Origin of the sequence: Paeniglutamicibacter sp. NPDC091659 (assembly GCF_044756805.1) — a bacterium.
In the GTDB taxonomy this organism is placed as follows: Bacteria; Actinomycetota; Actinomycetes; order Actinomycetales; family Micrococcaceae; genus Paeniglutamicibacter.
Genome location: NZ_JBIVTO010000017.1, coordinates 1 through 11,373 on the forward strand (window position 1 = coordinate 1; position 11,373 = coordinate 11,373).

The 11,373-nt window shown below is 65.1% G+C and carries 10 protein-coding genes and 1 pseudogene; 5 read left to right on the top strand and 6 right to left on the bottom strand.

The features are described from left to right. Positions 1–184 precede the first annotated feature (184 nt). From ACIQLF_RS20690 to ACIQLF_RS20700, 3 genes are all read right to left on the bottom strand, one after another. Complete coding sequence (locus ACIQLF_RS20690) at positions 185–3,073, bottom strand: exo-alpha-sialidase (RefSeq protein ID WP_400302777.1); 2,889 nt, start codon at positions 3,071–3,073, stop codon at positions 185–187. Between the two features lie 212 nt (positions 3,074–3,285). Further along, positions 3,286–3,813, bottom strand: a complete 528-nt coding sequence (locus tag ACIQLF_RS20695) for a MarR family winged helix-turn-helix transcriptional regulator (RefSeq protein ID WP_400302779.1) — start codon at positions 3,811–3,813, stop codon at positions 3,286–3,288. Positions 3,814–3,863: 50 nt separating this feature from the next. Next, the gene (locus ACIQLF_RS20700) at positions 3,864–5,579 is read right to left on the bottom strand and encodes an AMP-binding protein (RefSeq protein WP_400302782.1); all 1,716 of its coding nucleotides are present in this window, start codon (positions 5,577–5,579) and stop codon (positions 3,864–3,866) included. Between the two features lie 184 nt (positions 5,580–5,763). Here ACIQLF_RS20700 and ACIQLF_RS20705 point away from each other — a divergent pair, with 184 nt between their 5' ends. After that, positions 5,764–6,936: an acyl-CoA dehydrogenase family protein gene (locus ACIQLF_RS20705; protein ID WP_400302891.1), complete on the top strand. Its 1,173-nt coding sequence runs from the start codon at positions 5,764–5,766 to the stop codon at positions 6,934–6,936. On the opposite strand, the gene ACIQLF_RS20710 is transcribed toward ACIQLF_RS20705, so the two are convergent. From ACIQLF_RS20710 to ACIQLF_RS20720, 3 genes are all read right to left on the bottom strand, one after another. Beyond that, a complete protein-coding gene (locus ACIQLF_RS20710; RefSeq protein ID WP_400302895.1) occupies positions 6,933–7,631 on the bottom strand; it encodes a peptidyl-tRNA hydrolase in 699 nt (232 codons plus the stop codon). The two genes, ACIQLF_RS20705 and ACIQLF_RS20710, sit on opposite strands and share 4 nt — an antisense overlap. Before the next feature lie 39 nt (positions 7,632–7,670). Beyond that, on the bottom strand, positions 7,671–8,495 hold the full coding sequence (nadE, locus tag ACIQLF_RS20715; protein WP_400302785.1) for an ammonia-dependent NAD(+) synthetase: 825 nt from the start codon (positions 8,493–8,495) through the stop codon (positions 7,671–7,673). A 79-nt stretch (positions 8,496–8,574) separates the two neighbouring features. After that, the gene (locus ACIQLF_RS20720) at positions 8,575–9,027 is read right to left on the bottom strand and encodes a MarR family winged helix-turn-helix transcriptional regulator (protein ID WP_400302787.1); all 453 of its coding nucleotides are present in this window, start codon (positions 9,025–9,027) and stop codon (positions 8,575–8,577) included. 149 nt (positions 9,028–9,176) lie between these two features. On the opposite strand from ACIQLF_RS20720, the gene pyrE reads away from it, so the two are divergent. From pyrE to ACIQLF_RS20740, 4 genes and pseudogenes are all read left to right on the top strand, one after another. Next, the gene (pyrE, locus tag ACIQLF_RS20725) at positions 9,177–9,734 is read left to right on the top strand and encodes an orotate phosphoribosyltransferase (RefSeq protein ID WP_400302789.1); all 558 of its coding nucleotides are present in this window, start codon (positions 9,177–9,179) and stop codon (positions 9,732–9,734) included. Between the two features lie 12 nt (positions 9,735–9,746). Next, positions 9,747–10,535, top strand: a complete 789-nt coding sequence (locus ACIQLF_RS20730; protein WP_400302791.1) for a hypothetical protein — start codon at positions 9,747–9,749, stop codon at positions 10,533–10,535. A 204-nt stretch (positions 10,536–10,739) separates the two neighbouring features. Then, a complete protein-coding gene (locus ACIQLF_RS20735) occupies positions 10,740–11,042 on the top strand; it encodes an urease subunit gamma (RefSeq protein ID WP_400302793.1) in 303 nt (100 codons plus the stop codon). A 12-nt stretch (positions 11,043–11,054) separates the two neighbouring features. Beyond that, a pseudogene (locus ACIQLF_RS20740) lies at positions 11,055–11,357 on the top strand (urease subunit beta); the annotation flags it as partial. Between the last annotated feature and the right edge of the window lie 16 nt (positions 11,358–11,373).

An 11,373-nucleotide genomic window follows, 5' to 3' on the forward strand; every position in this document is an offset into this window, starting at 1 on the left:
GTCCATCAGAACTCTCCAGGTTCGAATGTTGGTGATTACACCTCGAGTCTGGACACCCTTGCCCGCGTAGTCATCCCTTGGAATCAATCATCTAGCCGGCGGTAGGTTCGGACGCGCGAAGCCCGGCTCCGGGGAGGCTGAATCCTCCCCGGAGCCGGGCTTCGTTTTGTTGCGCGGGCCGTGGCTACCTGACCTTTACGACCAGGGTCTTGCTCTCGGTGGAACCCGCCGCGTTGCCGAGCACCGCGGTGTACCTGTAGGTGCCGGGCGCCTTGTCGACGAAGGACGTGCTTGCCTTCTGGGCCGCCGGCGTCGCGGCGGTCAGGGTCTGCTCGTCAACGACCGTGCCGTTTTCATACAGCGTGTACTTGGTGGCGTTGGTGCCCCACCACAGGTTGGTGGTGAGGGTGTAGTCCTGCGCGAACTTTGCGCCCTCGAGGTCAATGACCGGCTGGGCGGGATTCGCGTCCTTCACCTTCACGACAAGCGTGGCGGTCTTGGTGGTTCCCGCGGCGTTGGCCAGCTCCCCGCGGTAGCGGTAGGTGCCGTTTGTCTTGCCCTCGACCGTGACCGTGGCCTTTTGGGCCCCGGGGGTGTTGGCCTTGAGTTTCTGCGTGGAGATCTTCACGCCGTTCTCGTACAGGGTGAAGACGGCGGCATTGCTGCCGCCGCGGAGGTCCATGCTGACCACAAAGTCGCCGTCCTTCAGGCCGGTGTCCCGCCCGTTGTTGTGGGAGAGCACTGCCTTGGCCGGGGCGCTGGTTGCGGTCTCCTCCGGGGCGACGGGGAGCTTGAATTCGCCGAGCGCGGCCGATGCCTCGACGGAGGTGGCGCCGTTGGCGGCGCTGAACGCGATCGAACGCGCGGCCAGCGTGCCCGCGGCCAGGTCCTCGGCCGTGACGGTGTGCTTGACCGTGTAGTCGGTGGACGAACCCACGGCCAGTTCGCCGGCGATGAGCTCGGCATCGGCAACGTCGGTCAGCCTGACGTTGCCGGCGTTCTTCAGGGTGACCACGTGGGACACGGTATCGCCCACGGAGGCGTAGGAGTCGGCATCGACATCCTGCAGGACCGGGGTTCCGGCCGTTGCCTCGAGCCGGGGCGCGCGTGCCAGCAGGTCGACCTCGTCGCCAACCACGTCGTAGCTGTTGACCACGTCGTAGTTGGCGTTGATGCGGCCGACCGTCCACTTGGTGGTGGGGACGAAGAAGCCGTCGGCCACCTCGCCGGCGGTCACGGTGTGGCGCGGAGTGGAGCAGGTGTATGAGGTTCCGGCGCCGAGGTTGCCGTAGCGGCAGTTGCCGGCGGGGCTGGCCTCGCCGACGGGCTTGGCCGCGAACGGCGCGAAGTTGCCCTCGGTGGGCACCACCCACTGGGCGATGTTCGAGGCGCTGGCCACCTTGAACGCGTATGGCAGCAAGTCACCTGCGGCGTAGGGGTTGGCTGCGAGGTCGCGGGCGGTGTCGGTGCGGTTGCCGGAGACCTCGATGCCCGTGACTTCCTTGCCGGTGATGGTGGCACGGACGTTGCCCTGGGCGGTGGCGCCGTCGGTGGCGGTGAAGACCGTCTGCAGCAGGTACTTGCCGTTGGCCGTGACGGGAACCTTGACGTCGAGTTCGACGGTGCGCGATTCGCCGGCCGGAAGGTTGGCGACGTCGACGGTGTTTGAGGCGAACTTCTGGGTGGCGGCCAGCGTGAGCGCGCCGTCCAGCGCGGTGTCTTCCTGGTTGGTGATGGTCACCGATAGCTTGTGCGTGGCGCCGGCGTCTGCGGTGAAGTCCGCGGCCGCTTGCGGTGCGCAGACGTAGTTGAGCCATTCCTCGTCGAAGGACGCGAACGGCATGGAGTCGGTGTAGTTGCCCTCGTAGAGCACGCCGAACCTGCCGTCGGCCAGGGCCGTGGACGAGGAATAGGCGGAGAATCCGTGGCGGATGGTGCGCAGTCCGGGCCAGCTGGCGCCGTCGTCGCAGGAGACGCGGGCCGAGACGTTTTCGCGTCCGGTCTGCGAGTTGGCGCCGGTGTAGAGCAGCTTCTTGGCGTCCTTGCTGCCCGCCTCGGCACCCGGGACCAGCTGGGTGACGTGGGCGTTGTTGGTGGGATCCGGCAGGTTCTTGTCCTGCTTGACCTCCGAGTAGCTTTCGCCGCCGTTGGTGGAGATGGCGACCTTGCGGTAGCCGCCGTTGCCCGAATCGCGGGAGTTGAGCATGACGCGGCCGTCGGAGAGTTCCACGACCTTGTTCTCGTCCATGGCGCTGCCGGTGAATTCGCCGCGCTGCCAGGTGGCACCGTGGTCATCCGAGTACACCGAGTAGGACTGGTAGGTGCGCGAGCCGTTGGCCAGCTGCACGTCGCCCGCGTACTGCTGGATGAGCCGGCCGGCGTATTCGCCGCGGGTGAGCTGGATGCCCTGGCCGGAGGTGGCGAACATGCTGCGCACGGCTCCGGCGGTGGGCGTCGAGCCGGAGCCCGGCTTCACGACGTCGGTGATCAGGCGCGGTTCGCTCCAGGTAAGGCCGCCGTCGGTGGATTCGACGACCGCGGCGCTGATGACCTGGCGGTTGGCGTCGTCGTTGCCCCAGGCGCTGCCGTGGAAGCCCTGGTCCTTCGAGTAGACGAAGAAGTTGAAGACCTTGCCGGATTCGGCATCGACCACGTAGCTGGGGTCGGAGTAGCCGTACTTGGGTCCGCTGGCATCGGCGATGTGGCCCGCGGCGATGGTGGTCAGCGGTCCCCAGGTCTTGCCGTTGTCGAGGCTGCGGCGTTGCACGATGGTGTTGGGGTTCGGTGCGTCCGCCGCGCTTCCGGGGCGCGCGTCCCAGGACGACAGCACGACGCCGTCGCCCAGGTGGGCGAGGGCGGGGATGCGGTAGAACCAGTTGTTTGAGGTGCGGTCGGCGGCGAGGTTCTGCTCGGTGAAGCTTCCCGGGGCGGCCGTGGGGTCGGCGCCGGGGATGGCCGTCGATGCGAACGCTGCGCCCGCGGTCGACACCGGGATGATCAGGCTGAGCGCGGCCAGTGAACCGAGCCAGGCGGCCTTCCGGGACGCGCGCGAACGATGGGTGGAATGTGTCATGGTGTGCGGATTCCTTTCACACAGAATCATCTTGGGGCTGATTCGATCAGGACATACGACATGGGATGTCCTATGTAAAAGTATGTGAGCGCGGTCACGAAATGGGGTGGATGCGGGGTTTCTCGGCGCGTCGAGTTAAGCCATCGAGTTGCATAATTGCAGGTCAGGAGCGACCTGTGTGAAGCGGAACGGGCGACCGGCGACGGAGGGGGCTAGGCGCCCGCGGATTCCTCGGGCTGCCCGAAATCTCCCGCGTCGCGGCGGAACTTGGCAAAAATGCGGATCAGCGTCCCGATGTCCCGGTCGGAGAATCCCGAGTCGGCGAAGACGCGGCTGTTGAGCTCCTCGGTTGCCGCCGCTGCGAGCTCCCGGCCCTTGTCCGACAGTGCGATCAGCGTGGTGCGTTTGTCCGTGGGGTGCTTGGTGCGGGCCACAAGCCCTGCATCCTCGAGCCGGTCCACCGCATTGGTCACCGACGTGGCATGGACCTGGAGCAGCGCGCTGGCCTTGCTCATGGCCAACGCGCCGTCCCTGGCGAAACTCAACAGGGCCAGCAGCTCGTAGCGGGCAAAGGTCAGCCCGAAGGGCCTGAGCACCGTTTCCGCGCGCTGCAGGATGATCTGTTGCGTACGCATCAGCGCGGTGATCGCCGCCATGGGTTCTGCCACGTCGCCCCACCCGCGACGCTCCCAGTTGAGCTGGGCGTCCAGGATGGGGTCGCGCGGTAACGGCTGGCTCATGTTCCCTCCGGGGTGAAAGTGTTGCCCAAGTTTACCGAAGCCGGTCGCGGCTAGGACTTTAGTGACGGGAAGTCGCGCTCGTCGTACTCGATCCCCGGGAAGTCCGCCGGAGCGTCGGCCCCGTGCCGCTGCTCCTCGCTGTGGCGCAATTCCACGCGGCGGATCTTGCCGGAAATGGTCTTGGGCAGCTGCGCAAACTCGAGCCGGCGGATCCGCTTGAACGGGGCAAGCTGTTCCCGGCAGTGGCGCAGGATGCTCTCGGCCAACGCGGCGGAGGGTTCGTATCCCTCGGCCGTCACCACGAAGGCCTTGGGCACCGAGAGCCTCAGCGGGTCGGGGGAGAGGACGACCGCCGCCTCGGCCACCGCCGGGTGCTGGATGAGCACCGATTCCAGTTCGAACGGGCTCAGCCGGTAGTCGCTGGACTTGAAGACATCGTCCCCGCGGCCCACGTAGGTGATGATTCCCTGCTCGTCCTTTTCGGCCATGTCAACGGTGTGATAGTAGCCGCCCCTGAAGGCGTCGGCGGTCTTTTCCGGGTCCCCGTAGTAGGACTTCAGCAGCCCCAGCGGGCGCGGATCCAGGCGCAGGCAGATTTCACCCTCGTTCCCTTCCTGACCGGTGTTCGGGTCCACGAGGACCACGTCGTAGCCGGGCATCGGCCTGCCCATGGCGCCGATCTTGATGGGCATGCCCGGCGGGTTGGCCGTCTGGACGGTGGACTCGGTCTGGCCGAACCCGTCGCGGATCGTCTGCCCCCAGGCCCGGTGGACCTGGTCGATGACCTCTGCGTTCAGGGGTTCGCCCGCCGAAACCAGCTTTGCTGGCGGGTTCTTCAGGGCTGTCAGGTCGGCCTGGATGAGCATTCTCCACACGGTGGGAGGCGCGCAGAAGCTGGTGACGGACTCGGCGTCCATCTGGGCCATGAGCGACTTGGCGTCGAAGCGGTCGTAGTTGTAGAGGAAAACCGTTGCTTCGGCGATCCACGGGGCGAAGAAGTTGCTCCAGGCATGCTTGGCCCACCCCGGGGAGGCAACATTGAGGTGCACGTCGCCGGGTTCCAGGCCGATCCAGAACATGGTGCTTAGGTGCCCGACCGGGTAGGAAGTGTGCGTGTGCTCGACGAGTTTGGCCTTCGAGGTGGTCCCCGAGGTGAAGTACAGCAACAGGGTTTCGTCCGCCAGCGTGGGCGCCCCGGGCACGAACTCGACGTCCGCCCGGTGGCTGTCGGGGTAGTTGAACCCGGCCTCCGGTGCGCCTCCGTCGACGTGCACGATCCGGTAGTCGCCCGCGACCTCGTCGAATTTGGCCGCGTCGGATGCGCCGGCAAAGACCCAACGGGCGTCTCCGCGGTCGACCCGGTCCTGCAGGTCCGGTCGGGTCATCTGCGTGGTGGTGGGAATCAGGACCACGCCCAGCTTGATTCCGGCCAGCATGATTTCCCACAGCTCCACGCGGTTTCCAAGCATGACGATGATTTTCTCGCCGCGGGCCATGCCGATCGACCTCATCCAGTTGGCGAGCTGGTTCGAGCGCGAGGAGAGTTCGGCCCATGTCCGCCGCGTTGAGCTTCCGTCCTTTTCCACGATGACCAGTGCGTTGGCGTCGGCCCGTGCGGGATCGGCGGCGACCGCATCGAACCAGTCAAGGCCGAAGTTGAACTCGGTGAAGCTGGGCCACCGGAATTCCGTGCGGGCCAGCTCGTAGTTGGTGCGCAGCCCAAGGAGCTGGTCGCGTGCGGCGCGGAAATCTTCGGTAATTGTCATTGCTGCCTTTCGCACGGAAAGCAATTAGTAGGAAGCCCTAGTGATTCACGTCACTCGCAAATATACTTGGATATCCAAGCGTTTGGAAGGGTGCCTCGACAACCTCCGAACAGGAAACAAGCAAGGGAGTCCCACCGTGCCTTTGAGCGTTGAACACGGCCATGACGCAGGCGGCATCGACACGATGCGCACCCGCCCGTTGCCCTACCCCGAGGCGGACCTGATGCACACCTGGCAACTGCTGGGGGAGTCCGAACGCGAACGGCTCGAGGAAATCCGCGCCTTTCTCCAGAACAGGGTGCGCCCGGAAAGCGTCGGTTATTGGAACCGCGAGGAATTCCCGCACCACCTGCTGCCGGAAATGGCCGCCTTCGGGCTCGGCGGCATCCAGACCGACGGAAGCAGCGACCTCTTCAAGGGCCTGGTCTACGTCGAGGCGGCACGCGCGGACGTCTCGCTCTCGGCGCTGGTCGGGATCCACAACGAACTGATTGTCGGAATGATCCACGAGTTCGGGTCGGAGATGCAGAAGGCAAGGTGGCTGCCCAGGCTCACGAATTTCACGGCACTTGGCGCTTTCGCCCTTACCGAGCCCGACCACGGCTCGGACGTCGCCGGTGGACTGTCAACCACTGCAACGCGTGAGGGCGGGGAATGGGTGATCAGCGGTTCCAAGCGGTGGATCGGGTCGGGCACCATCGCCGACTTCGCCCTGGTCTGGGCGCGGGACACCGGCGACGGCCAGATCAAGGCATTCATCGTCGAATCGGACCGCCCGGGTTTTTCCGTGACCAAGATCGGCAACAAGATCGGCCTGCGCATCATGCAGAACGCCGACATCGAATTGGATTCCGTCCGCGTGCCTGAGACCAACAGGCTCCCCGGCGCGACAAGCTTCGCCAAGGCGAATGAATTGCTAATGCATTCACGGGCATGGGTTGGCTGGCAGGCAGCCGGCGTCCAACTGGGAATCTTCGATATCGCCAGGGACTATGCGCTGGCACGCGAGCAGTTCGGCCGGCAAATCGCCGAGTTCCAGCTGGTGCAGCTGCCGTTGGCGGAAATCCTGGGCAATGCCATGGCCAGCCTTTCCCTGATGGTGGGCGTGGCCCGCCTGCAGGACAAGGGCCAGCTGGAGATGGTCCAAGCGGCAATGGCCAAGTCGACCACCACTAGGCTGGCCCGGGAATCGGCGGCCAAGGGGCGCGCACTGCTGGGCGGCAACGGGGTCACCACCGACCACGAAATGGCCAAGCTGTTCGGCGACGTCGAAATCCTCTACACCTATGAGGGAACCTACGAAATCAACTCACTAATCGTCGGCAGGGCCGTGACCGGGATTTCTGCCTTCGTCTAGCCGATCTTCACGAATGCCGTGGCCGAGCCGGGATCGATCTCGGTTCGGCCCGCATCATGGATCACCGGGCCCGTTGCCTCGCGTGCCTGGCGCCGGAATTCCGCTGCGCCGAGGCGCTCGACCGACAACCCGCAGCCGTCGCCGCGCCATTTATCGACGTCGCGCGGTTCTCCTTCCAACACCCAGGCGAAAAGTGCATGGGCTGCCTGGGCTGCGGCCTTGCCGGTGCTCATGCCCAGCGAATCATTGAGTGCGATCCGCACGCTCGTTGGGTCACCCGTGCCGCCTGCCGGGAGTGTTGTCCCCGAAACCTGCAGCTTGGCCAAGCGCTTCGGCAAGGAATCCGCCTGCATCGGGGCAAAGCCCAGGGCCTTGGCGTCCCCGATCTCGGCCAATGCGTGGTCGGGGAATTCGCCGGCGACCTTCGCGAACATCTTGGCGTCCGCCCGGCGGACGCTCTTGGCAAATGCACCCTGGGCCCAGGGCTTCCAGTACGGGTGGCGTGGATTCGCAAGCAGCGCCCCGACCGAGGCAAGTGCGGCCGCGGCGATTCCCTGGTCCTCGGCGCATGGATCCTCGCGGTCCACCAACAAGATGATCGGCTGAACCAATTCCCCGGTCGGAACGGGATAATCCGGTTCCGGCGTTGGCAAGGTTTCCTCCGGCGAGATCACGGGAGCTGTTGCGTTTTCCATGTTTTCCACGCATCTAGCCTAGGCGCGATTCGAGACGGCCTAGGCCTTCCACCACGAATCGAAGATGGTGACGGGTGTGGTCCGCTTGTGCCGCGAACGCAGGAACTTGCCCTCCAGGTTCTTGGCTGCGTCCTCCGGGATGTCGCGGCCCTCAAGGTAGTCGTCGATGTCCTTGTAGCTGATGCCCAGCTCGTCCTCGTCGGTGCGCAGCGGCTGGCCGTCGAGCAGGTCCGCCGTGGGAACCTTTTCCCACAGGCTCCGGGGCGAGCCGAGGTGGCGCAGCAGTTCGCGGTTCTGCCGCTTGTTCAGCCCAAAGAGCGGGAGGATGTCCGCACCGCCGTCGCCGAATTTCGTGAAGAACCCCGTGACGGACTCGGCTCCGTGGTCGGTCCCGAGCACCAGCAGGTTCTCTTCCCCGGCCAACGCATACTGGGCAATCATGCGCATGCGGGCCTTGATGTTGCCCTTGTTGAAATCGGAAATCGGCGTGCCAGCGGCGGCAAGGAAGGCTTCTTCGAGCCCGTCGACGCCGGCCTGAACGTTCAGTGTGCGTTCAACGTCCGCCGCCACGAAGTCCATGGCGGCCTTCGCATCGGCCTCGTCGAGTTGTTCGCCGTAGGGCAGCCGCACGGCCATGAACTTGGCGCTCGCGCCCGAGGCGCGCAGCTCTTCGACGGCAAGCTGGGCCAAGCGCCCGGCAAGCGTCGAATCAAGTCCACCGGAGATGCCCAGGACAAATCCCTTGGTGCCGGTGGCAAGCAGGTATTCCTTCAGGAAATCGACGCGGGCGCGCACCTCTGCAGCAGGGTCGATGAGGGGCTTGACGCCCATTTCCTTGATGATCAGGGCCTGTAATTCGCGCATTCACCTAGCCTAGCGTGCTTGGGTTCGGGCGCGGCGGAACAACCGGCAACACGATTCAACAGGGCTTGGGAAACCGTTGTCAGGCGTCGGCCGGGGGCTTGCTCGGGTCCCAGCCTAGGTTTGTTGCCATCCGCTGCAGGGAGTTCACGGTGATTGCGTAGTCTTCGGCACTGATTCCCGCGCTCGATTCCTCACGCATCCCGTCGACGATTTCCGTGAGACGGTCCAGGGACACCGCGCCGCGTTCGGTCAGCGCAAAGGTGTGGCCCTGTTCGGAAACCCAGCCGGATTCAACCAGCTCTGCCAGATGCTCCGAGGGACTTGTGGGTTCGTCTTCGGCCTGCGCCTCCCCGAAGAACGGGGCGAGCGCGGCGGTGAGTTCACCGCCGGTGGCGGAGCCACGGGACAAGACGTTGAGCAATTGCCATTGGCGGCGCGTGACGCCATGCTCTTCGAGGGAATTGGCGAACTGCTCAGAAATGAGCGAGTCAACCAATTTGAGCCAGTAACCCAAGGGGCGAAGATCGTTCATGGCCTCAGCCTAGCCCCGCAACCGCTCGCCTGTCTGTAGCCAGTTTCTGGATCGCCTTCCGGTGCCGAAGAATCGGGTGACGTGCACGGACACGGTGTGCGGCCGCGGCGGGATGCAAGCATCGTTGCCCACAAACTAGAATTGGAGCCATGACCAACACTGCCGCTCGCGCCCGCTTGCTTGAACTCGTTAAGGAACTCGCCGTAGTACACGGCAAGGTGATCCTTTCTTCCGGCAAGGAAGCCGACTACTACATTGACCTTCGCCGCATCACGCTGCACCACGAGGCCGCACCGCTGGTGGGCTCCGTCATGCTGGAAATGCTCGACGAGGCCGGCATCGAATTCACCAATGCCGGCGGCCTGACCATGGGCGCCGACCCGGTGGGCACCGCGCTGATGCACGCCGCGGGCCAGGCCGGCCGCGCCATCGACGCATTCGTTGTCCGCAAGGCACAGAAGTCCTACGGCATGGGCCGCCAGGTCGAGGGTCCGGAGGTGTCGGGCCGCAACGTCGTGGTTCTCGAAGACACCTCCACCACCGGCGGTTCGGCATTGACCGCAGTCGAGGGCGTGCGCAAGGCCGGCGGCAACGTCGTAGCCGTTGCAGTCATCGTCGACCGCGACACTGGCTCCAAGGAACGCATCGAAGAAGAGGCCGGCGTGCCGTACCTCTACGTCTTCGGCAAGGAAGAACTGGGCCTCTAAGGCCTGCTTCCCATGGAATGGTCGGACGAGCCCGTTGTTGCGGCCGTCCGGCGCGGGGACCTCGAAGCGGTGCTCGGACTCATCGAGTCCGACCGCTCCGGGGTCCTTTCGGTTAATCAGCAGCTGGGCAGGCTGTTTCGGCTGATTTCCGCGGCCCCGCACGCGGCACGGTCACCCGAGGGGCACTGGGTCGGGGAACTCGGGAAGCACCATGAGGCCGCGCTCTGCGCCCACGCCGCGTGCATTGGAGCCATGCGGGCCGCGGATCTGGTGGCGATTCCCCGGGACGTCCTGAAGAACGCCTATCCCAGGATCTTCCCGACCCAGTTGCCGGCAATCGTCGAACGGCTGGGGGAGAACTACCAGCGCGCGCCCAAAAACTGGGACAAGACCGGCCCCTACGGGGTGATGTTCGACTGGGTGGCCCGCGGGCATGCCCCGGCCCCCACCGGCGACGGCACCGTGAACAACCTGCTTTCCACCCTGCGCTGGAGCAAACCGCGCGAGCGGGCGGCACTGTTTGCGGCGGCGCCGGACCTGGCGACCATCACGCTGCCCCGTCTCTTTGATGCGGAGGTCAGGCCCTCGCTCGGGGCCGCGGCGCTCGATTGGCAGGTCGACCCGGCCAGCGAGGACCGCATCGATCGGCAGATCCTGGCGCTGGTTCGGAACGGTATGTGGACACCCGAACTCGTGCTCGATGGAATGGCCCGTTTCCGGGCGAACCACACCAGCAACTTCCAGCTGCGGTGGGTTGCCGGGCTGGAGTCATTGCTGGCGCAAAAGCTGCCAAAAACCTGACGGGTTGCATCGCCGCTTTCCCCCCATGTCGCTGCGGAAAATGCGGGCGTATGGAAAGCCGGACATTGCGCGGGTTAATTGGTTGACTGTTGGACCTTTTCCTCTGCTATTCTTGCCCTATCCACGGACCTCCCGGCTCTTATTGGCCGGTTGCAGATAACGGGTGGTGCACTATTCAAAAGCTGTGTAGACCAGGAGCCCTCGATGCATTTGACCCCGCGTGAGCACGAAAAACTCATGGTGGTTGTCGCCGCAGATCTCGCGCGCAGGCGCCAGTCCCGCGGACTATTGCTCAACCACCCTGAAGCGGTGGCAATCATTACCTTCGAACTCATTGAGGGAGCCCGTGACGGACGCACCGTCGCCGAGCTGATGAGCTTCGGCACGACCGTCCTCACCCGGGAGCAGGTCATGGAAGGCGTCGCCGACATGATCCACGATGTACAGGTCGAGGCAACGTTCCCGGACGGAACCAAACTCGTCACCGTCCACAACCCCATTCGTTAACGAGGAGTGACCATGAAACCGGGAGAATACATCCTGCGTGACGAGCCCGTTGTCTGCAATGGGGAGCTTGAAACCCGAATTCTCAACCTCGTGAACCATGGCGACCGGCCCATCCAGGTCGGCTCGCACTACCACTTTGCCGAGGTCAATCCCCAGCTGGACCTGGACCGGGTGGCGGCCCGCGGCTTCCGCCTGGACATCCCCGCCGGCACCGCCGTGCGCTTCGAACCAGGCGACGCGCGCACCGTGCACCTGGTCGAGTTCGCCGGACGGCGCCATGTCTTTGGTTTCCAGGACAGGGTCAACGGCCCGATCGGCGAAACGATTCCGG